Source organism: Kitasatospora sp. NPDC001660 (assembly GCF_053596725.1).
Genome location: NZ_JBSFGU010000017.1, coordinates 52,189 through 73,144 on the forward strand (window position 1 = coordinate 52,189; position 20,956 = coordinate 73,144).

The 20,956-nt window shown below is 73.7% G+C and carries 20 protein-coding genes; 11 read left to right on the forward strand and 9 right to left on the reverse strand.

The genetic code is table 11. The features are described from left to right. Positions 1 to 334: 334 nt before the first annotated feature. Entirely contained in the window at positions 335 to 712 is a 378-nt protein-coding gene (locus ACWCXH_RS20050) for a DUF1844 domain-containing protein (protein ID WP_359824182.1), read from the forward strand. A 74-nt stretch (positions 713 to 786) separates the two neighbouring features. On the opposite strand, the gene ACWCXH_RS20055 is transcribed toward ACWCXH_RS20050, so the two are convergent. Continuing rightward, entirely contained in the window at positions 787 to 1,560 is a 774-nt protein-coding gene (locus ACWCXH_RS20055; protein WP_449802767.1) for an SseB family protein, read from the reverse strand. Positions 1,561 to 1,657: 97 nt separating this feature from the next. Here ACWCXH_RS20055 and ACWCXH_RS20060 point away from each other — a divergent pair, with 97 nt between their 5' ends. From ACWCXH_RS20060 to ACWCXH_RS20070, 3 genes are all read left to right on the forward strand, one after another. Further along, a complete protein-coding gene (locus ACWCXH_RS20060) occupies positions 1,658 to 2,872 on the forward strand; it encodes an alanine racemase (RefSeq protein ID WP_449802855.1) in 1,215 nt (404 codons plus the stop codon). 57 nt (positions 2,873 to 2,929) lie between these two features. Beyond that, positions 2,930 to 3,334 carry a hypothetical protein gene (locus ACWCXH_RS20065; RefSeq protein ID WP_449802768.1) on the forward strand — a complete coding sequence of 135 codons (405 nt, stop codon included), beginning with the start codon at positions 2,930 to 2,932 and terminating at the stop codon, positions 3,332 to 3,334. 251 nt (positions 3,335 to 3,585) lie between these two features. Next, complete coding sequence (locus tag ACWCXH_RS20070) at positions 3,586 to 4,509, forward strand: lytic polysaccharide monooxygenase auxiliary activity family 9 protein (RefSeq protein WP_449802769.1); 924 nt, start codon at positions 3,586 to 3,588, stop codon at positions 4,507 to 4,509. Between the two features lie 127 nt (positions 4,510 to 4,636). Here ACWCXH_RS20070 and ACWCXH_RS20075 read toward each other — a convergent pair whose 3' ends face one another. From ACWCXH_RS20075 to ACWCXH_RS20085, 3 genes are all read right to left on the reverse strand, one after another. Continuing rightward, the gene (locus tag ACWCXH_RS20075; RefSeq protein ID WP_449802770.1) at positions 4,637 to 5,800 is read right to left on the reverse strand and encodes a DUF2510 domain-containing protein; all 1,164 of its coding nucleotides are present in this window, start codon (positions 5,798 to 5,800) and stop codon (positions 4,637 to 4,639) included. A gap of 120 nt (positions 5,801 to 5,920) precedes the next feature. Further along, positions 5,921 to 6,724 carry a 3-oxoacyl-ACP reductase gene (locus ACWCXH_RS20080; RefSeq protein WP_449802771.1) on the reverse strand — a complete coding sequence of 268 codons (804 nt, stop codon included), beginning with the start codon at positions 6,722 to 6,724 and terminating at the stop codon, positions 5,921 to 5,923. A gap of 107 nt (positions 6,725 to 6,831) precedes the next feature. Then, positions 6,832 to 8,220 carry a glutamine synthetase family protein gene (locus ACWCXH_RS20085; RefSeq protein ID WP_449802772.1) on the reverse strand — a complete coding sequence of 463 codons (1,389 nt, stop codon included), beginning with the start codon at positions 8,218 to 8,220 and terminating at the stop codon, positions 6,832 to 6,834. A gap of 158 nt (positions 8,221 to 8,378) precedes the next feature. On the opposite strand from ACWCXH_RS20085, the gene ACWCXH_RS20090 reads away from it, so the two are divergent. Then, a complete protein-coding gene (locus tag ACWCXH_RS20090) occupies positions 8,379 to 9,107 on the forward strand; it encodes a gamma-glutamyl-gamma-aminobutyrate hydrolase family protein (RefSeq protein ID WP_449802773.1) in 729 nt (242 codons plus the stop codon). 159 nt (positions 9,108 to 9,266) lie between these two features. Here ACWCXH_RS20090 and ACWCXH_RS20095 read toward each other — a convergent pair whose 3' ends face one another. Continuing rightward, positions 9,267 to 9,998 carry an SGNH/GDSL hydrolase family protein gene (locus ACWCXH_RS20095; RefSeq protein WP_449802774.1) on the reverse strand — a complete coding sequence of 244 codons (732 nt, stop codon included), beginning with the start codon at positions 9,996 to 9,998 and terminating at the stop codon, positions 9,267 to 9,269. Positions 9,999 to 10,012: 14 nt separating this feature from the next. Continuing rightward, positions 10,013 to 10,240, reverse strand: a complete 228-nt coding sequence (locus ACWCXH_RS20100; RefSeq protein ID WP_449802775.1) for a beta-ketoacyl synthase N-terminal-like domain-containing protein — start codon at positions 10,238 to 10,240, stop codon at positions 10,013 to 10,015. A 365-nt stretch (positions 10,241 to 10,605) separates the two neighbouring features. On the opposite strand from ACWCXH_RS20100, the gene ACWCXH_RS20105 reads away from it, so the two are divergent. Then, the gene (locus ACWCXH_RS20105) at positions 10,606 to 11,697 is read left to right on the forward strand and encodes a cation diffusion facilitator family transporter (RefSeq protein ID WP_449802776.1); all 1,092 of its coding nucleotides are present in this window, start codon (positions 10,606 to 10,608) and stop codon (positions 11,695 to 11,697) included. A 28-nt stretch (positions 11,698 to 11,725) separates the two neighbouring features. Here the strand turns inward: ACWCXH_RS20105 and ACWCXH_RS20110 are convergent, their stop codons facing one another. Beyond that, positions 11,726 to 11,980 carry a hypothetical protein gene (locus ACWCXH_RS20110; protein WP_449802777.1) on the reverse strand — a complete coding sequence of 85 codons (255 nt, stop codon included), beginning with the start codon at positions 11,978 to 11,980 and terminating at the stop codon, positions 11,726 to 11,728. A 123-nt stretch (positions 11,981 to 12,103) separates the two neighbouring features. Between ACWCXH_RS20110 and ACWCXH_RS20115 the strand changes: the two genes are divergently transcribed. Continuing rightward, entirely contained in the window at positions 12,104 to 13,006 is a 903-nt protein-coding gene (locus tag ACWCXH_RS20115; RefSeq protein ID WP_449802856.1) for a 5'-3' exonuclease, read from the forward strand. 144 nt (positions 13,007 to 13,150) lie between these two features. Here the strand turns inward: ACWCXH_RS20115 and ACWCXH_RS20120 are convergent, their stop codons facing one another. Continuing rightward, on the reverse strand, positions 13,151 to 16,006 hold the full coding sequence (locus ACWCXH_RS20120) for a DEAD/DEAH box helicase (protein ID WP_449802857.1): 2,856 nt from the start codon (positions 16,004 to 16,006) through the stop codon (positions 13,151 to 13,153). Between the two features lie 292 nt (positions 16,007 to 16,298). Here ACWCXH_RS20120 and ACWCXH_RS20125 point away from each other — a divergent pair, with 292 nt between their 5' ends. Together ACWCXH_RS20125 and ACWCXH_RS20130 are read left to right on the forward strand one after the other, a co-directional pair. After that, positions 16,299 to 16,673 carry a hypothetical protein gene (locus ACWCXH_RS20125; protein ID WP_449802778.1) on the forward strand — a complete coding sequence of 125 codons (375 nt, stop codon included), beginning with the start codon at positions 16,299 to 16,301 and terminating at the stop codon, positions 16,671 to 16,673. A gap of 30 nt (positions 16,674 to 16,703) precedes the next feature. Next, entirely contained in the window at positions 16,704 to 17,039 is a 336-nt protein-coding gene (locus tag ACWCXH_RS20130; protein WP_449802779.1) for an ArsR/SmtB family transcription factor, read from the forward strand. On the opposite strand, the gene ACWCXH_RS20135 is transcribed toward ACWCXH_RS20130, so the two are convergent. Beyond that, entirely contained in the window at positions 17,036 to 18,220 is a 1,185-nt protein-coding gene (locus ACWCXH_RS20135; RefSeq protein ID WP_449802780.1) for an aminotransferase class V-fold PLP-dependent enzyme, read from the reverse strand. The genes ACWCXH_RS20130 and ACWCXH_RS20135 overlap by 4 nt on opposite strands. An 85-nt stretch (positions 18,221 to 18,305) precedes the next feature. On the opposite strand from ACWCXH_RS20135, the gene ACWCXH_RS20140 reads away from it, so the two are divergent. Both ACWCXH_RS20140 and ACWCXH_RS20145 read left to right on the forward strand, forming a co-directional pair. Beyond that, on the forward strand, positions 18,306 to 20,375 hold the full coding sequence (locus ACWCXH_RS20140; protein ID WP_449802781.1) for a prolyl oligopeptidase family serine peptidase: 2,070 nt from the start codon (positions 18,306 to 18,308) through the stop codon (positions 20,373 to 20,375). Positions 20,376 to 20,463: 88 nt separating this feature from the next. Beyond that, the gene (locus tag ACWCXH_RS20145; RefSeq protein WP_449802782.1) at positions 20,464 to 20,841 is read left to right on the forward strand and encodes a YrdB family protein; all 378 of its coding nucleotides are present in this window, start codon (positions 20,464 to 20,466) and stop codon (positions 20,839 to 20,841) included. Positions 20,842 to 20,956 lie beyond the last annotated feature (115 nt).

Below are 20,956 nucleotides of genomic sequence, written 5' to 3' on the forward strand. Positions count from 1 at the left end.
CCGCTCGGTACAAGCGGGGCTCCACACAACCGGGGGCGGCGCCCGATGCGGGGCGCTGCGGCGACTCGGCGCCGTGGCGCCCGTCGCGGACCGGACCCGTCGACCGCGAGGCCGATCAGGTGGGAGACTTTCGCGGTTGCCCTCTCGGGCCTCCTGAGTGGAGCCTCCACTTGCTGGCCAGGTGCCCATGAGGGATCCCGGCCGGTCAGTCTCGAAGCATACAGCGCCGAGGGTTCGAATGCTATTCCGCCCCGGCGCACCGCACTTTTCTGCGCATGACAGGGCCCTTGTACGCTCCACGTGTACCCACAAGGCACGACGGAACGAGCCCCCCTTGAGCAGCGAGCCCACCCAGAACCCCGGCGCGGACGACGACGCGATCGGCTTCGACGACCTGACCCGGGACATCGCCGAGGTCCCCGCCGTCGAGGTGATCACCACCGTCGCCGTGCACCTGATGAGCGCCGCGGCCGTCAAGTGCGGCCTCGCCGAGGGCGGCGAGAAGGACAAGGACCTCGACGAGGCCCGCAAGCTGATCACCGCCCTGGCCGGGCTGGTCACGGCCGGCGCCCCGGAGATCAGCAACTTCCACGCCGCCCCGCTGCGCGACGGCCTGCGCTCGCTCCAGCTGGCCTTCCGCGAGGCCTCCGTCGTGCCGGACGCGCCGGGTGCCGGTCCGGGCGAGAAGTTCACGGGGCCGGTCTACTCCTGAGCGGTGACCGATGAGGACCACCTCCGGAATTTCGGAGGTGGTCCTCGTTCGTTCCTACCGCCGGTACAGCGGCTTTACCGCCGGTACAGCGGCTCGCCCGGCAGCTGCGCGCTCGCCGGCAGCACCGCCAGGTCCAGGCCGCGGTCGAGGCGGACGCGGAGCACCGGGTCCGCGGCCACCGCACGGCCGACCTGCTGGGCCGCCGCCTGCACGCCCGCCTGGTCCAGCGCCGGGTCGAACACCACCGCGAGCACCCCGTCCGAGCCCTCGCCGGGCCCCAGCAGGCCGGACACCACCTGCGGCTGGCCCGCCAGCACCGCCCGCACCGCCTCGCGCACCTCGGGGTCGCGCAGCGGCGGCAGGTACGGCCGGTTCTCGGCGAGCGCGCGCAGGCGGGCGCCGGTCAGCCGGTACGGCACCGGGCCGGCCGGGTCGATCAGCAGGGTGTCGGCCTTCTCCGAGAACGCGACCATCGCGGCCTGCGGGGCCGCCACCGGCGCCGGACGGGCGTCGGCGCGCCAGCGGGCGAGCGTCTCCAGCGACGTGAAGGCCGGCAGCGCGCGGCGCCCGTCCGGGGCCTCCAGCACCGGCACCGCCATGTCGCTGGTCTTGTCGTGCCTGTGCCCGTGCTCGTCCACCTCGACCTCGCCGAGCAGGGCGACGATCGGGACCATCAGCCGGGTCGGCGTGAGCGCCGTCAGCACCTCGGGCTCGGCCGTCCGGTCCTGCGACCAGTGGGCGAGCGCCGCGGCGAGCGCCGGGTCGGCGGTGCCGTCGTCGTCGCCGAAACCGGGGTTCGGGATGCTCTTGCCGACGAACGCCGGGTTGGAGAAGTCTTTGCGGTCCACCCGGCCGACCCTATGCCACCCCGTGCCCGGAGCCGCACAAATCCGCACGCTCCCCCTACCCACGGGTAGCCGGGTGTGGCAGCCTGCGCGCATGGTGATGCCCGAAGCCGCTCCCGCCGCCACCCCGGTCTCCGACCGCGCCCGCTACGACCGGGCGACCGCGCACCTGGACGGGCCGGTCGCCGTCGTCGACCTCGCCGCCTTCGACGCCAACGCCGCCGACCTGGTCCGCCGCGCAGGCGGCAAGCCGATCCGGGTGGCCGGCAAGTCGCTGCGCTGCCGGGCCCTGCTGGAGCGCGTGCTCGCCGCGGACGGCTTCGCCGGGGTGATGAGCTTCACCCTCGACGAGTCGCTCTGGCTGGCCCGCACCGGCGTGCGCGACGTCCTGCTCGCCTACCCCTCCACCGACCGGGAGGGCTTCGCCGCGCTGACCGCCGACCAGGAACTCGCGCGCGAGATCACCGTCGTCCTCGACGACCCCGCCCAGCTCGACCTGATCGACAGGGCCCGCGCGGGCGACGCCGAGGTGCGGGTCTGCCTGGAGCTCGACACCGCGCTGCACCTGCTCGGCGGACGCGTCCGGGTCGGCGCCCGCCGCTCGCCGCTGCGCACGCCCGAGGACCTCGGTGCCTTCGCCGAACTCGTGCAGCACCGCCGGGGCTTCCGGGTGGTCGGCCTGATGGCGTACGAGGGACACGTCGCCGGCGTGGGCGACCGGGTGCCCGGGCGGCCGGTGCGATCGCAGCTGATCCGGCTGATGCAGGCGAAGGCCCGCACCGAACTGGCCGAGCGGCGCGCGGCCGTGGTCCGGCGGCTGCGGCGGGTCGCCGAGCTGGAGTTCGTCAACGGCGGCGGCACCGGCAGCGTCGAGAGCACGGTGGCCGAGCGCGCCGTCACCGAGGTCGCGGCCGGCTCCGGGCTGTACCAGCCGCGGCTGTTCGACAACTACCGCACGTTCCAGGGCCGACCGGCCGCGCTGTTCGGCCAGCCGGTCGTGCGCCGCCCCGGCGTCGGCGTGGTGACGGTGCTCGGCGGCGGCTACCCCGCCTCCGGCGCGGCCGGTCCCGACCGCTCCCCGGTGCCGTACCTGCCCGAGGGCCTGCGCTACGACCCGATGGAGGGCGCCGGCGAGGTGCAGACCCCGCTGCTCGGCGCCGCCGCGGACGACCTGCTGATCGGCGACCGGGTCTGGTTCCGGCACGCCAAGGCGGGCGAACTGTGCGAGCGCTTCGCCGAACTGCACCTGGTGGAGGGCGACCGGATCGTCCGGACCGTCCCGACGTACCGGGGCGAGGGGAAGACGTTCCTCTGACGCTTCGTCCGGCTCTGCCCTACGGTGGTGCCGACACACGAGCCACAAGGGGGCGCCATGGAAGCGGAGATCGTGCAGCAGATGGTGACGTCGGGCGCCTCGTCGCTGGCCGGGCTGATGGCCACCGCGGCGTGGGGGCAGGTCAGTTCGCGAGTCGCCCGGCTGTTCGGGCGCGGCGAGGACGACGAGGCGACGAGCGCCGACCTCGAGGTGATCCGGGCCGAGGTGGTGGAGGCCGGCGACGACGAGGACGCGCTGGCGGACCAGACGGCCGTGCTTCGCACCCGGCTGCGCCGCCTGTTCCGCGACCACCCCGAGGCGGTCACCGAACTCCGGGCGATCCTCACCGAGTTCGTCCCCGAGCAGGAGCCCGGCTCGACGTACATCTACAACACGATCGAGGACGGGACCTACAACCAGACCGTGATCCAGGCCGGCTTCTACAACGAGCGGAAGCGCTGACCTTTCCGGAGCCTTAAGCGGGCCCGATGGAACGCCCAACCCGGGTGTTCCGTCGGGCCTTCGCGCTGTTCTGGACCCTACAGTCCGTCAATAGCCGTATTACTCCTACTACTCCCGGCTATTGCCAGCTGGTCCAGACCAATCCTACGCTCTGCCCGGGGGTCCGCGATCCGGGCCGCGGCCCCCGAACGGGCAGGCGTGTCCGCTCCCCCCACACCCGCCCGGAACGACGGTCAAGGAGTCCCCACCCCATGTCCATCAAGCGAAGTGCCCTGTCCGTCGGCGCGGTCGGCGCCGCGGTCCTCGCGATGGCGGCGGCCACCACCGGCACCGCCGGCGCCCACGGCACGATGACCGGCCCCGTCAGCCGGGTCGCGGCCTGCTACGCCGAGGGCCCCGAGCACCCCGTCTCCCAGGTCTGCAAGGACCTCGTCGCGGCGAGCGGCACCCAGCCGCTCTACGACTGGAACGAGGTCAACATCGCCAACGCCGACGGCAACCACCAGGCGCTGATCCCGGACGGCAAGCTCTGCTCGGCCAACCGCGACAAGTACCAGGCCCTGGACTGGCCGCGCACCGACTGGCCGGCCACCCCCGTCAGCGCGGGTGCGTTCACCTTCCGGTTCCGCACCACCGCGCCGCACGTCGGCACCCAGACCGTCTACATCACCAAGCAGGGCTACGACCCCGCGCAGCCGCTCAAGTGGTCCGACCTCGACCCCACCCCGGTCGCCCAGGCGCAGGTCGACCGCACCGCCACCGACGGGTACTACACCTACCCGGGCACGCTGCCGGAGCGCACCGGCCGCCAACTGCTGTACATGATCTGGCAGCGCAGCGACAGCCCGGAGGCGTTCTACAGCTGCTCGGACGTCGACTTCGGCCGGCCCTCCGCCACCGGCGGCGCGCCGGTGTCCGCGTTCGCCGCGCAGGCCCCGGCCGCGCCCAGCGACGCGCAGATCGCTGCGGACGCCCCGAAGTCCACGGTCGCCCACCACGGCCACGGCGGCGACCCCTACTCCCCGGCCGGCGTCGTGGTGCCGACCGCCACCGCGGCCGTCGGCACGTCGGCCGCCGGTCCGCTGCTGCTCGCCGGCGCCGCGGCGATCGGCGTCGGGTGGGCCGGCATGGTGCTCCGGCGCCGTCGCGTCGAGGCTGTTCGACGCGACTCCTGAGCGCCGGACGCGGGGCCGGGCCGGTTCACCCCCGTCCGGTCCGGCTCCCCGCGTGAGTGGTGAACGACGGCGGCCCACCCGGAACGTTCCGGGTGGGCCGCCGCTGTGCGTGAGGAGCCGCCGCCGCTCAGGTGGTGGTGGTGCCGCCCGAGCCGCTGTCCCCCGAAGCGCTGCCGCCCGCGCTGCCACCCGCGCCGCCGCCGGGCAGCGGCATCGAGGGCAGCTTGCCCTTGTAGTCGCCGATGCCCTTGACGATGGTGTCCATCAGCCCGAGGTCCGGCGCCTTGTCGGCGATGTCGAAGCCGAAGTGCACCGAGACGAGGCCGGTGCCGTCGGAGGACGGGAAGACCACGGTCTGTACGTAGCCGCTGTTGCCCTTCGAGGCGTCGACCTTCCAGCGGACGAGGTAGCCGTCCTTGCCGTTCACGGTGACCGCCTCGGACTTCAGCTCCTGGTGGCCGGTGATGTCGCCGTAGGAGCCCTTGGCCGCCTGCGCGATGTCGGTCCTGGCCGCCGCCTGGACGTCGGTGCTGCCGTCGATGTGGCCGGTGTTCACGCCACCGAGGGTGCAGTTGTTGCTGCCGTCCACGCAGGTGTAGTTCCCGACGGTCATCGACGCGAAGCCGTCGGTGGTGCTGCCCGCGTCCCAGCCGGACGGGACGGGCAGGGTGATCCGGTTCACCAGGTCGATCGCGCCGCCGGCGCCCGGGCGGGCCTTGCCGTTGCCGCCGGAGCCGTTGCCGCCCTTGCCGCCCTTGCCGCTGCCGCCGGAGCCGTTGCCCCCGGGGCCGCCGTTGCCGCCGCCGAGGCCGGGGAAGCCGTTCCACGGGCCGTTCCCGTCCCACGGCGCGGCCTGCGGCTTCGCCGCGCGCTGCGGGCCGTCGTTGTGACCGTCCATCGCGAGGTAGGTCGCCCCCGAGCCGACGCCCAGGCCGAGCACCGCCGCCAGGGCGGTCGCGATCACCAGCTTGGACGGCTTGCGCCGGGCCTTGGCCGGCGGCATCGCGGCGCCGTACGCGGTGCCGAAGGGCGGCGGCTCCGGGTAGCGGACCGCACCGCTCTCCAGCACCTCGCCCTCCAGCACCCTCGGCCCGTCGGCCGCCGCCGTGGACTCCTCGACCGTCCCCGGCCCCGGAGCGTCGGGGGCCGGGGGCTCCGGCGTCGGCGCGTCCGAGGGTGCGGGCCGGGTGCTGGCCGTCCAGCCCTTGCCGTCCCACCAGCGCTGCGGTCTCGGGTCGCCGCTGGTGTCCTTGGGGTCCGGGTACCACCCGGCGGGAATCTGCTCACTCACACCAGAGAATCTAAAGGCACCCGGATAAACGTGAAATCAGCGCGACCACGAATTCCCGTACTCCGGGATGAGATTACGGTGAGAAGCACTCCCGGGAGCCCGCGAAGCACTCCGCCCGGCCTACAGCGGTGTGACGTACGCCCCGGCGATGCCGCCGTCCACCAGGAACTCGCTCGCGGTGATGAACGAGGAGTCGTCGCTGGCCAGGAACGCCACCGCGGCGGCGATCTCCTCCGGGCGGGCGAAGCGGCCCAGCGGGATGTGCACCAGCCGGCGCGCGGCCCGCTCCGGGTCCTTGGCGAACAGTTCCCGCAGCAGCGGGGTGTCCACCGGCCCCGGCGACAGCGCGTTCACCCGGATCCCCTCCCGGGCGAACTGCACGCCCAGCTCACGGGACATCGACAGCACCCCGCCCTTCGAGGCGGTGTACGAGACCTGCGAGGTCGCCGCGCCCATCCGGGCCACGAAGCTCGCCGTGTTGATGATCGACCCGCGCCCGTGCCGGCGCATGTACGGCAGCGCCGCCTTGCAGCACAGGTAGACGGAGGTCAGGTTGACCTCCTGCACCCTCCGCCACGCCTCCAGACCCGTGGTCAGGATCGAGTCGTCCTCCGGCGGCGAGATGCCCGCGTTGTTGAAGGCCACGTCCACGCTGCCGTACGTCTCGTAGGCCTCGTCGAACAGCGCCTCCACCATGTACGGGTCGGTGACGTCGGTGTGCACGAACAGACCGCCGACCTCCTTCGCCGCCGCCTTGCCGGTCGCCTCGTCGAGGTCCGCGCACACCACCTTCGCGCCCTCGGCGGCCAGTCGGCGCGCCGCGGCCAGGCCGATGCCGCTGCCCGCGCCGGTGATCACGGCGGTGCGGCCGACCAGGCGGCGGCAGACCACGCCGTCCCGCCCGGAACTGTCGGACTTGGTCATCGGCGGCTACTCCTCGCTGTGGATGAGGACCTTCTCGGTCTCGGTGAAGTGCCGCAGCGCGTCTCCGGTGGCGGGTCCGGTGCCGGTGGCGCGGGCGGTCATCGGCCTCACATCCGTTCGAAGGAGCGGTAGCGCTCCCAGTCGGTCACGGCGCCGTCGTGCGCGGACTGCTCGACCCGGGCCATGTTCAGGTAGTGCTCCACCACGTCGTCTCCGAAGGCCGTCCGGGCGAGCTCGCTGCCGCCCCACAGGTCGGCCGCCTCCCGCAGCGAGCCGGGCACCCGGGCGTACTCCTCGACCGCGTACGCGTTGCCCAGGCACGGTGCGGGCAGTTCCAGCTTCTGCTGGATGCCGTGCAGGCCGGCCGCGATCATCCCGGCCACCGCGAGGTACGGGTTGACGTCACCGCCCGGCACCCGGTTCTCCATCCGCAGGCCGGGCCCGTGGCCCACCACCCGGTACGCGCAGGTGCGGTTGTCCCGGCCCCAGGCGACCGCCGTCGGCGCGAACGAGCCCGGGCGGTAGCGCTTGTACGAGTTGATGTTCGGCGCGTACAGCAGACAGAACTCGCGCAGCGCGACCAGCTGGCCGGCCATGAAGTGCCGCATCGTGTCGGTCATCCGGCCGTCCCGGTCCGCGAACGCGGGGGCGCCCACCGCATCGCGCAGCGACAGGTGGATGTGGCAGCTGTTGCCCTCGCGCTCGTCGTACTTGGCCATGAAGGTGAGCGCGCAGCCCTGCTGGGCGGCGATCTCCTTCGCGCCCGTCTTGTAGACGCTGTGCTGGTCGCACGTGGTGAGGGCGTCGGCGTAGCGGAAGGCGATCTCGTGCTGGCCGAGGTTGCACTCGCCCTTGGCCGACTCGACGGTCAGGCCGGCTCCCGCCATCTCGTTGCGGATCCGCGACAGCAGCGGCTCGACCCGGGCCGTCCCGAGCATCGAGTAGTCGACGTTGTACAGGTTCGCCGGGGTCAGACCGCGGTAGCCGCTCAACCAGGCCTGCTCGTAGGTGTCCCGGAACACCAGGAACTCCAGCTCCGTACCGATGTCGGCGGCCAGCCCGTGCTCGGCCAGCCGCTCGATCTGCCGGCGCAGCAGCTGCCGCGGCGCCGCGTCCACCGGGTGGCCGCCGTGCCGGGTCAGGTCGGCGGTCACCTGGGCGGTGCCGGGCTGCCACGGGGTCAGGCGCAGCGTCGCGAGGTCCGGGCGCATCGCGAAGTCGCCGTAGCCCGTCGCCCAGGACGAGAAGGCGTAGCCGTCCACGGTGTTGAGGTCGACGTCCACGGCCAGCAGGTAGTCGCAGGCCTCGGCTCCGTTCTCGACCACCTCGTCGAGGAAGAACCGGGCCGCGAACCGCTTGCCCTGCAGGCGGCCCTGCATGTCGGTGAAGGCGAGCGCGACGGTGTGCACCTCGCCGGCGTCCACCAGGGTGCGCAGGTCGTCCAGCGCGAGCGGGGCCCGCGGCGGCCCGCCCGCGGCGGCGGCGTTCTCGGACATGGCGACGGAACCCTTCTCCTCGATCACTCTTCGAGATCAGGCGGTCACAGCGAACCGTACGGCCTGCGGCTCGCGGGGCGGAAGAGGGCGGGCGGGTGTGGCGCGCCGAGATGCGTGATTGACGAGGGAACGGACGCGGCGGGTGGAGAATGCGCGCCATGGATCGCAGGCCTTTCATCGGCGTCAGCACCTACGTGGTGGACGCGAGTTGGAGCGACTGGCGGGACCGCCGGGTGGCACTCGTCCCCGAGCGGTACACCGGCTACGTCCAGGACTCCGGCGGGATCGCGGTGCTCCTGCCGCCGGACTCCCCCGAGTGCGTGCCCGACGTCCTCGCCCGGCTGGACGCCCTCGTCATCGCGGGCGGGCCGGACATCGCCCCGGCGTACTACGGCGCGGCCGCGCATCCGCGGACCGAAGCGGACTCGCCGGAGCGGGACGTGTGGGAGGTCGCCCTGCTGCGGGGCGCGCTCGCGGCGGGCATGCCGCTGCTCGGGATCTGCCGGGGGATGCAGGTGCTCAACGTCGTATGCGGGGGGACGCTCGTTCAGCACCTGCCGGACGTCGTCGACGTGGACGTCCACGGGGGCACGCCGGGCACGTACGGGACGCACCTGGTGCGGCCGGTGCCGGGGACGCTGCTGGGCGGGCTGCTGCCGGAGAGCGAGTTGGAGGTGCCGACCTTCCACCACCAGGCGGTCGACCGGGTGGGGGGCGGCCTGCGGGTCTCGGCACACGCGCCGGACGGGACGGTGGAGGCGGTGGAGGGGCCGGGGTTCACGCTGGGGGTGCAGTGGCATCCGGAGCAGGGGGACGACCTGCGGGTGATGCAGGCCCTCGTGCGGGCGGCCACGGCGGCGCAGCTGGATGCGGTGCCGCTGGGGTAGGTGCAATTGCCCTTGGGGAAGCGGGGGTTCGGGTCGCCGCCTCCCGATCCGCACAGTTCCCCCGCGCCCCTACCGCAGCCTCTTGCCCGACGTGGGTGGGTTCGGGGCGCCGTCTTTCGAATCGTGCGGTTCCCGCGGGGATCCGGGGTTCCCGGTGGATCAGGTCGGGGTGGGGACCGGGGTTTCCAGGTGGGTCGCCGCCTCCAGGAGGGTGGGGAGCATGCGGGTGGCGTGGGCGGCGTAGCCGGCCGGGGACGGGTGGACGCCGTCGGGGCCCAGGAGGGTGTCGGCGTGGTCGCGGAACTCGGGGCCCGACGTGGGGGCCAGGTGGGAGCCGGTGCGCGTCGCGGTGCGGGTGTGGAGGCGGGCGAGGCGGCGGGAGCGGTGGTGGCCGATCCAGCGGGCGAGGCAGCGGAAGCCGGGGCCGTGGTTGGGGTTGGGGCACGGCACGATGACGAGCTGCCAGCCGGTCTCCCGCAGCGTCTGCGCCAGGTGGGCGAAGCGGCGGGCGGACCGCCCCAGCGGCGCGGGAAGCAGGACGTCGTTGCCGCCGACGATCAGCACCGCGACCCCCGGCCGCAGCCGCGCCGCCCGCAGCACCTGCCGGCCGACGGCGGCCGTGGTGGCGCCGACCCGGGCGTGGACGCGCAGGACGACCTGACGGCCGGTGCCCTCGGCGAGGCCCTGGGCGAGGCGGGCGCCGAGGGTCTGCCCGGGGCGCTGGGCGCCGAAGCTCTGGGCGAGCGAGTCGCCGAGCATGAGCAGCGTGAGCGGCTGCTCGTCGCCGGGTTCGGCGGGCGCGTACCGCCCGTCCGCGATGGGGACGGACCAGTCGGTGGGCGGGCGGCGGAACACGAGGCGGGCGTAGAACCTGGCGAGGGGGACGGACATCGGGGGCTCCGGGTTCAGGCGGCGGTGAGCACGACGGCGGCGTTCTGCCCGCCGAAGCCGCTGGAGACGGACAGGGCGATGGGGACGGTGAGCGGGCGCGGTGCCTTGGTGACGACATCGGGGTCGATGGCGTCGTCGGGCCGGTCGAACGCGGTGGCCGTCATCGCGGTGCGGAGGCTGTCAGTGCCGCCGGCGAGGACGAGGCCGCAGGTGCCGGAGCGGATGAGGTCGCAGGCGTGCACGCTGTTGGCGCTGCCGCCGAGGACGGTGCCGAGAAGATGCGTCGGTTCATCAATTCCTCTGCGGTCGCTTCGCGTTCGACGAGCCAGCGGACGGGTTCCGCGGTAGCGATCCTCACAATTCATGATCGTCGCGGACCCGCGCGCGACGGTGCAAGCCCGGCTCACTCGGGCGGGTGACGGGTTCACTCGGTTTGACCCGGGCGGTCGCCGAGGACATGCGGAACAGGGCGCGGCACGCCCGTCCGGACGGCAACGACAACGGTCACCACTACAGCCTTTGGATCTTTGTCGATTCTGCGGTTCACTTCCGGTGCGGGGCGATCGCGCCGCGCCCCTTCCCACCCGTGCGTCCAGAGAGGACTTCGATGGCCGGGCACGAGCATTCCCACGATGATCATGCGCATGACCACGACCGCTCCGGCGGCCACGGCGGGCACGCGCACGGCCACGGACCCGGCGGCGGTCACGGCCATGGTCACGGTCACGGCGGCCACTCGCACGGCGTCGCCGCCGACGCCGACCGCCGCTGGCTGCTCGGCGCCCTCGCGCTGATCGTCGTCTTCATGGCCGGCGAGGTCGTGGTCGGCTTCGCGGCCCAGTCGCTGGCCCTGATCTCCGACGCCGCGCACATGCTCACCGACGCCGCCTCGATCGCCTTGGCCCTGGTCGCGATGCGGCTCGCCGCCCGCCCGGCCCGCGGCGGCTACACGTACGGGCTCAAGCGCGCCGAGATCCTCTCCGCGCAGGCCAACGGCGTCACCCTGCTCGTCCTGTCCGCGTGGCTGGGCTACGAGGCGATCACCCGGCTGCTGGAGCCTGCGGACGTCACCGGCTCGCTCGTCCTGGTCACCGCGCTGATCGGCATCGTCGTCAACCTCGCCGCCACGTGGTGCATGTCGAAGGCCAACCGCAGCTCGCTCAACGTCGAGGGCGCCTTCCAGCACGTGCTCACCGACCTGTACGCGTTCATCGCCACCGCCGTCGCCGGCCTCATCGTCCTGACCACCGGCTTCGCCCGGGCCGACGCGATCGCCTCGCTGATCGTCGTCGCCCTGATGCTCAAGGCGGGCATCGGCCTGGTCCGGGACTCCGGACGGATCTTCCTGGAGGCCGCCCCGGCCGGCATCGACCCGGACGCCGTCGCCGACCGCCTGGTCACCGAGCCGCTCGTCGAGGAGATCCACGACCTGCACATCTGGGAGATCACCTCCGGCCAGCCCGCCCTGTCCGCGCACATCCTGGTCACCCCGGGCGGGGACTGCCACGCCGTGCGGCGCGAGCTCCAGCGCCGGCTCGCCGACGAGTACGGGATCACCCACAGCACGCTCCAGGTCGACCACGTCGGCGAGGACGAGGCGGGCGCGCTGCTGCAGATCGCCGCTCCCGGCGACCAGTCCCCCGAGCACTGCGCCGACGCGCACGGCCCGGTGCACCGCGCGGGCCCGCACGAGCACTGACCCACGGGTGGCGGCCCGGGACCGGCGCTCACCACTCCCGGTGCGTCCGAAGCTCCGACTCGATCCCGCGCTCGCGCAGCCACCTCCGCTCGCCGGCCCGGACGATCCCGGCACCGTGCCGCTCCAGGAGCTCCGCCGGATCACTCCGGCCGTCGCCCCCGAGCGCCTGCCGCAGCAGCGGCACGTGCTCGGGGGCGACGGTCACGACGTACTCGTACTCGCGGCCCGGGTCCCGCAGGTCCTGCCCCTCGATCCGCGGTCCCCCGTCCTCCGTGAGGATCATCGTGACCCACACCTCGGGCCAGGGGGTGAACCCCAATGTGCGCTCATTCGCCGTCACGGCTCGACCTTGGGCCGCTCGTCGGCCCGGTACGGCATGATCTGGGACGTGACCGCACCGCGACTGATGCTGCTCGACTCCGCCAGCCTGTACTTCCGGGCCTACTTCGGCGTACCGGACACCCTGCGCTCCCCGCAGGGCGAGCCGGTCAACGCCGTCCGCGGCCTGCTGGACTTCATCGCCCGGCTGGTCCACGACCACCGCCCCGACCACCTGGTCGCGTGCATGGACGCCGACTGGCGCCCGCAGTGGCGGGTGGACCTCGTGCCCTCGTACAAGACCCACCGCCTCGCCGAGGAGGCCGAGGACGGCGAGGAGGAGGTGCCCGACACCCTCGCCCCGCAGGTCCCCGTGATCGAGCAGGTGCTGGACGCACTCGGCATCGCCCGCGTCGGCTCCCCCGGCTACGAGGCGGACGACGTCATCGGCACCCTCACCGCCCGGGCCGCCGGCCCGGTGCAGATCGTCACCGGCGACCGCGACCTGTTCCAACTCGTCGACGACGCCCGAGAGATCACCGTCCTCTACCCCGTCAAGGGCATGGGGAACCTCCAGGTGACGGACGACGCGCTGCTCCTGGAGAAGTACGGCGTGCGCGGCGCGCAGTACGCCGACATGGCCGCCCTCCGCGGCGACCCGTCCGACGGCCTGCCGGGGGTCAAGGGCATCGGCGAGAAGACCGCCGCCCAGCTGATCAACGAGTACGGCGACCTGGCCGGCATCCGCGCCGCCGCCCTCGACGTTGCCTCGAAGCTCACCCCCGCCCGCCGCCGCAACATCGTCGAGGGCTCGGCCTACCTCGACGTCGCCCCGAAGGTCGTCCGCGTCGCCGCCGACGCCCCGCTCCCGGACTTCGACCCCGCCCTGCCGCACGAGCCCCTCGACCCGATGACCCTGGAGGAACTCTCCGCCCGCTGGGGCCTCGGCACCTCCCTCGACCGCGTCCTGGAGTCCCTCGCCGCCCGCTGAACGGCCCTGAGTACCGCTTCGTCGACCGCAGCGGGCCGAGGGGGTGCGGGTAGAAGCCGCCAGGGTCGCAGGCCCGGCGGCCTCCACCCGAGTCATCGCTGGGAGGCCGCCGGAGCCGCAGCCTCGGCGGCTTCCGGCGAGGGCTCAGCCCACCGAGGAGTAGGCGATGATGCCGCGGCGCAGCCCGTCGATCGCCTTGCGGGCGGTCCTGCGCAGGTCGGCGTCCTCGCCGGCGGCGTCCTGGATCTGGCCGAGGACGTCGATCAGCTGCTTGGTCCAGCGGACGAAGTCGCCGGCCGGCATGTCGGCGTCGCGCAGGACCTGGTCGAGGTTGTGGCCGAGCGCCCAGCGGTAGGCGACCCAGGCGAAGCCGAGGTCGGGTTCGCGCTGGCCGACGCCCTCGGCGGTGTTGATCCGGTGCTGCTCCTCCAGGGCGTCGAGGTGGCCCCAGATGCGGACCATCTTGCCGAGCGCCTCCTTGGCCGCGCCTTCCGGCACCCGGGGGGCGCCGGCGTCGTCGGACTGGCGCGCCTCGTACACCAACGCCGAGGCGCAGGCGGCGAGTTCGGCGGCGGCCAGGCCGCTCCAGACGCCTTCGCGGATGCACTCGGAGGCGAGCAGGTCGAGCTCGCCGTAGAGCCGGCCGAGCCGCTTGCCGTCGTCCGTGACGGCGTCGCCCTGCAGGTAGCCGAGGTCGGTGAGCAGCGCGCACACGCGGTCGAAGGTGCGGGCGATGGTGTGGGTGCGGGAGCGCATCTTGCGTTCCAGCAGCTCGGTGTCGCGGTGCAGCCGGTGGTAGCGCTCGGCCCAGCGGGCGTGGTCCTCGCGTTCGTCGCAGCCGTGGCAGGGGTGCTGGCGCAGGGTGGCGCGCAGCCGGGTGATCTCGGGGTCGTCCGCGGCGGCGGCGCGGCCGCGGCGGAAGCGCTCGGGCTCCAGGTGGCCGGCCTTGGTGCGCAGTGCGGAGGCGAGGTCTCGGCGGGACTGCGGGCTGCGCGGGTTGAAGGACTTGGGGATGCGCACCCGCTCGATGGCGGCGACCGGGTACGGAAAGTCGATCATGGCGAGCCGCTTGACCTGCCGCTCGGCGGTGAGCACGACCGGGCGCGGCCCGTCCTGGAAGTCGGGGTGGCGCGAGCCGCCGCGACCGGAGCGGTTGACCGGCGGCAGGCCCGGGTCGAGGACGAGGGCGAGACCGGCGAACTTGCCGGTGGGGACGTGGATGACGTCGCCGGGCTTGAGCTGCTCGATGGACTCGATGGCGGCGGCGCGGCGCTGGCTGGTGCCCTCGCGGGCGAGTTCGTTCTCGCGCTCCTTGAGCCGGCGGCGCAGGCCCATGTACTCGTCGAAGTCGCCGAGGTGGCAGGTCATGGACGCGCGGTAGCCGTCCAGGCCCTCCTCGTTGCGCTGCACCTGGCGGGCGATGCCGACGACCGAGCGGTCCGCCTGGAACTGGGCGAAGGACGTCTCCAGCAGTTCGCGCGAGCGGTGCCGGCCGAACTGGGAGACCAGGTTGACGGCCATGTTGTAGGACGGCCGGAACGAGGACTTGAGCGGGTAGGTGCGGGTGCCGGCGAGGCCGGCGAGCGCCTCCGGGTCGAGGCCGCGCTGCCAGAGCACGACGGCGTGGCCCTCGATGTCGATGCCGCGGCGCCCGGCGCGGCCGGTGAGCTGGGTGTACTCGCCGGGGGTGATGTCGGCGTGGGTCTCGCCGTTCCACTTGACGAGCTTCTCCATGACCACCGAGCGGGCGGGCATGTTGATGCCGAGCGCGAGGGTCTCGGTCGCGAAGACGGCCTTGACCAGGCCCTTCACGAACAGCTCCTCGACGACCTCCTTGAACCGGGGCAGCATCCCGGCGTGGTGGGCGGCGATGCCGCGCTCCAGCCCGTCCAGCCACTCGAAGTAGCCGAGGACGTGCAGGTCCTCGTCGGGGATGTCGGCGCAGCGCTCCTCGACGATGGCGCGGACCTGGGCCCGCTCGGAGTCCTTGTTGAGCCGCAGGCCGGAGCTGAGGCACTGCTGGACGGCGGCCTCGCAGCCGGCCCGGCTGAAGATGAAGGTGATCGCGGGCAGCAGGCCCTCGGCGTCGAGCCGGTCGATGACGTCGACCCGGCCCGGCGTCCAGACCCGGCCGGGGCGGCCATTGGGCATGGAGCGGCCCCGGCCGCGGCCGAAGCGGTCGCGCGGGTTGCGGTCGAGCTCGGCGCGGGCGAGCCGGACGAGCTCGGGGTTGACCGCCTTGCCGGGGTTCTTGAGGCTGTTCTTGGGGCGGCCGTCGCGGTCGGGGTCGGCGAACAGGTCGTACATCCGGTTGCCGGCCATCACGTGCTGCCACAGCGGGACGGGCCGGTGCTCGGAGACGATCACCCTGGTGCCGCCGCGGACGGTGTCCAGCCAGTCGCCGAACTCCTCGGCGTTGGAGACGGTCGCGGAGAGCGAGACGAGGGTGACCGACTCGGGGAGGTGGATGATGACCTCCTCCCACACGGCGCCGCGGAAGCGGTCGGCGAGGTAGTGCACCTCGTCCATGACGACGTAGCCGAGGCCGTCGAGGGTGCTGGAGCCCGCGTACAGCATGTTGCGCAGCACCTCGGTGGTCATGACCACCACGGGGGCGTCGCCGTTGACGGTGTTGTCGCCGGTGAGGAGGCCGACCTTGGCGGCGCCGTAGCGCTTGACCAGGTCGCCGTACTTCTGGTTGGAGAGCGCCTTGATCGGCGTCGTGTAGAAGCACTTGCGGCCGGACGCCAGGGCCAGGTGCACGGCGAACTCGCCGACGATCGTCTTGCCGGAGCCGGTGGGGGCGGCGACGAGGACGCCCTCGCCCGCCTCCAGGGCCCGGCACGCCTGGACCTGGAAGTCGTCCAGCGGGAAGTCGTACAGCTGCTGGAAGCCGTGGAGGGCGGTGGCCTGCTCCTCGGCCCGGCGGCGGCTGGCCGCGTACGCCTCGGCGGGGCTGAGCTCCCGGTCGTCGTGGGGCTCGGGCTCGGGGGTGTTCATCGCCGTCCGGGTGTGGTTGGTGTGATCTCGCATCTCAGCGAGAGGTTACCCGGGAGCACTGACATCGATGGCACCGTTTTTCCCGGCCACCGGCCGGACCGGCCACCTCCGGATCAGTTCTCTCTCAGATCCATAGTTGCAAATGTCTTCAAGCGATCGGAGTCAGGCCCGATCCGGACGTATCCGGCCAGCTTCGGACGTCTGCGATCATCCTCGGTGGAGCGCGGCCCGGCCTCCCTACCTTCGTCGCCACGGCAACCAACAGCCGCCGACCCACGGGAGGACACCGACGATGGCGAACCTGGAAACGTCCCTGAAGGAAGCGATGTCGATCGACGGCGCGATCGGCGTCGCCCTGGTCGACTACGGCAGCGGCATGGCGCTCGGCAGCCTCGGCGACGGCGGCGAGCTGGACCTCAACGTCGCCGCCGCGGGGAACACCGACGTGGTCCGCGCCAAGATGCGGGCGATGGAGATGCTCAACCTGCACGACAACGAGATCGAGGACATCCTGATCAGCCTCACGAACCAGTACCACATGGTCCGGCCGATCACGACGCCCTCCGGCCGCGGCCTGTTCCTGTTCCTCGCGCTCAACCGCAGCCGCTCCAACCTCGCGATGGCCCGCCACCGGCTCAAGCGGATCGAACTCGCCCTGGAGATCTGAGCGGACCGACACCAGGGAAGGGGGGATCTCGTGCCGGTAGCCCTCTACCAGGCCAAGGCCGAGTTCTTCCGGATGCTCGGCCATCCCGTGCGGATCCGGGTCCTGGAGCTGCTCCAGGCCGGACCGACGCCCGTGCGCGACCTGCTCGCGGAGCTGGAAGTCGAACCCTCCAGCCTGTCGCAGCAGCTCGCCGTGCTGCGCCGGTCCGGCATCGTCACCGCCACCCGGGAGGGCAGCACGGTGGTGTACGCGCTCGGCGGGGGCGACGTCGCCGACCTGCTCCGGTCGGCCCGGCGGATCCTCACCGGGCTGCTCGCCGACCAGAACCAGCTCCTCGCCGAGCTGCGCGCCGCATCCGGCGACTAACCCTGCAGCCCGCCCTTGAGCAGCTCCGCCAGCCCGTCCGCCAACCGCTCGTACTCCTCCGGCCGGTTGTACAGCTGCGCGCACACCCGCAGCACCCCGCCGCCGGCCCACGGGCGGACGGCGATCCGGGTGGCGAGGCGCCCCCGCACCTGCGCCATGACCGCCCGCGCGTCCGGCTCGGTCTCGGCCCACCCGGCGGGCAGCCGGACGGTGCGCATCCACACCCCGGGCGGCGCGGGCAGCGGCGCCAGCCCGGCCCGCTCGGCGAGCGCCCGCTGGCCGTACGCGGCGAGTCCGGCGTTGTGCGCGGCGACGCGACCGGTGCCGAGCTCGCGCAGCAGGCGGAACCCGGCGGGGGCGGCCAGCCAGGGCGTGTAGTCGCAGGTGCCGCGCCACTCGACGCCGGCCGGGAAGCCCCGGTCGTGCTCCCAGGAGAGGGCGAGCGGGCGGACCCTGTCCGTCCACTCCGGGCGGACGGACAGGACGGCGGTGGCGCGCGGGGCGAAGGCCCATTTGTGCAGGTTGCCGCACCAGAAGTCGGCCTGCCCGTCGATCGGGGCGGGCAGCATGCCGGGCGCGTGGGCGCCGTCCACGACGGTGGTCACGCCGCGCCGGCGCAGCTCGGCGAGCAGCGCGGGGCCTGCGACGACGCGGGCGGTGGGCGAGGTGATCAGGTCGAGGACGGCGATCCGGGTGCGCCCGTCGACGGCCGCCAGCACCGCCTCCCGGACGGCGTGCTCGTCCGGGAGGTCCAGGGGCAGCGGGACCGTGACGAGCTCGGCGCCGGTCTCGGCGGCCCGCCGGGCGACCGCGCGGGTGACGGCGCCGTAGCCGTGGTCGGTGACGAGGACGCGGTCGCCGGGCGCGAGCGGGACGGTGTCCAGGGCGATCGCGACCGCCTCGGTGACGTTGGTGACCAGCGCGAGCCGGTCGGGGTCGGTGCCCAGCTCGGCGGCGATCCGGACGCGGGCGGCGGCGATCCGGGCGGGCAGGTCGGCGAAGAAGTCGTCCGGGTCGAGCTCGTGCTCGACGCGCAGCCGCTCCTGCACCCGCTGGACCGGGAGCGGCACCGCGCCGTACGAGCCGTGGTTCAGGTGTGCCGCGTCCGCCGACACGCTGAACAGTCCGTCGGCCTCGGCCAGCGGCGCGGGGGGCTCGACGGTCGGCAGGTCCTCGATCACTGCTCTCTCCCTCTGCTGGTGTTGTGTGACATTTCACATGACGCACCCCTGGCCCGGCAAGGCACCGTCCGGCCACCATCGGGCGATGACCATCACGGACCCCTTCCTCACCCTCAGCGCCCGAACCGGCCGGTTCACCTTCGGTGCTCCGCGTGCGACCACGCTCAGCGAGGACGGTACCCGGCTGCTGCTGCTCCGCTCGACCGGTCCCGAGGACCCGGTCGACCGCCTCCACCTGCTCGACACCGCCACCGGCACCGAACGCCTCGTCGCCGATCCCGCCGCGCTCGTCCCCGGCCGCGCCGGCCACCGCGACGACCTGCCCGCCGTCGAGCGCCGGCTGCGCGAACGGACCCGGCTGGCCGCCGCCGGCATCGGCACGTACGCGGCCACCGCCGACCTCGCCGTCGCCGTGTTCACCCTCGACGGCCGGCTCTTCCGTGTCGACACCGCCACCGCCGCCTGCACCGAACCGCCCACCGCAGGGCCCGCGTTCGACCCCCGCCCGGACGCCAGCGGCGAGCGCGTCGCCTACGTCGCCGACGACGCGCTGTACGTCACCCCGGACCTCACGCCCCTCTCCCCCTCCGACCACGCCCGCTGGGGCGTCGCCGAGTTCGCCGCCGCCGAGGAGCTCGGCCGCTCCCGCGGCCACTGGTGGCGCCCGGACGGCGGCGCGCTGCTCGCCGCCCGGGTGGACGAATCCGCCCTGCCCCGACGGTACTTCGCCGACCCGGCCCAACCCGGCCTGCCTGCCGAGGACTTCGCCTACCCGCAGGCCGGCGGCGCGAACGCCGACGTGCAGCTGTGGGTCCTCGGCCTCGACCGCGGCCGCGTCCGACTCCGGTGGGAGGCCGCCGCGTTCCCGTACGTCTGCGACGCCTCCTGGGCCTCGGAGCACGAGGTCCTGCTCACCGTCGCCGACCGGCTCCAGCAGAACGTCCTGCTACTCACCGCCGACCCTGCCACCGGCGAGACCCGCGAACTCTCCCGCACCACCGACGGGTTCTGGGTCGACGACCTGCCCGGCACCCCGGCCCGGCTCCCCGACGGCCGGCTCCTCACCGCCCACGACACCCCCGAGGCCCGCGGCCTCGCCCTCGACGGCAAGCCGCTCGACACCACCGGCCTGCAGATCCGCCGGGTGGTCGGACGGCTGCGCGGCCGGCTGCTCTGCGAGACCACCGAGGGCGAACCCGCCGACCAGCACGTCCACCTCGTCGACCCCGACGGCGGCCCGCCCGAGCGGATCAGCACCGGCCCCGGCGTCCACTGCGCCCTCGCCGCCGCCGACACCCTGCTGCTCACCTCCGCCTCGCCCGACGGCGTCCACCGCAGGCTGCGGCTGCCCGACGGCCGCGAGCTCCCGCTCGCCGACCTGAGCGCCGCCCTCCCGTTCCGCGTCCGGCCGCAGCTCGCCCGGGTCACCGAACTCGCCCTGCCCACCGCCGTGGTGTACCCACGCGACCACGTCCCCGGCCGCCGGCTGCCCGTCCTGCTGGACGTCTACGGCGGGCCCGGCTTCCAGGCCGTGGCGAGCGAGCCGCGCCGCTGGCAGCTCCGTCAGTGGTGGGCCGACCAGGGCTTCGCCGTGGTCACCACCGACAACCGGGGCACCCCGTTCGTCTCCCCCGCGTTCACCCGGGCGATCTTCCGCCGCTTCTCCCACGTGGCGCTCGACGACCAGGTGGCCGCGCTCCACGCCCTCGCCGGGCGCCACCTCGACCTCGACCTCGGCCGGGTCGGCGTGCGCGGCTGGTCGTACGGCGGCTACTTCGCCGCGCTCGCCGTGCTGCGCCGCCCCGACGTCTTCCACACCGCGAGCGCGGGCGCCCCGCCCACCGACTTCCGGGAGTACGACACCGCGTACACCGAGCGCTACCTCGGCCTGCCGCAGGACAACCCGGAGGGCTACGCCGACGACTGCCTGATCGGCGACGCCCCCGCGCTGACCCGCCCGCTGCTGCTGATCCACGGGCTGGCCGACGACAACGTCCACCCCTCGCACACGCTGCTGCTCTCCCGGGCGCTCACCCGGGCCGGCCGCCCGCACCGCGTCCTGCCGCTGCCCGGCGTCACGCACATGACGCCCGGCGGGGTGAGCGAGCAGATCGCGCAGGCCGAACTCGCCTTCCTCCGGGAGACTTTGGGCTGATCCATTGAGTTCCGCCGGGCCGGGCTGCCACACTCCCCGTGATCGCCGCCCGGCCCGGGCGGCGGAACGGGACGGGGAGAGCTCACGGATGAAGATCGAGAGACCGGGCCCGGTCGGGCAGCGCCAGTGGACCCCGCTGACCGCGGTCAACGGGGGGATCGCCTTCGGGCTGGAGCTCGGGCTGCTCGCGGCGCTCTGCTACTGGGGCTTCAAGGCCGGCTCCGACCTGGCCACCAGGCTGCTCCTCGGGATCGGCTCGCCCGCTCTGGCGGCGACCGTCTGGGGCCTGTTCCTGGCCGCGGGCGGGCCGCAGTACCGGCTGCCGCTCGCCGCCGAGATCGCCCTCAAGCTGGTGGTCCTCGGCGCCGGCGTGCCGGCCCTGTACGCCACCGGCCGGACCACGCTCGCGACGGTGTACGGCGTGCTCGTGGTGGCCACCGTGGCCGTGGAGTACGCCACCCGCTGACGCGCGGCGAAACCCCGGTCCCCCGACGACGGGGCCCGGCCCGCGCCGGCTGCCACCACCGGCCTGAACCGCTCCCGCCGGATAGCGTGGAACCCGGCCGGACGCGGCCCTCGTG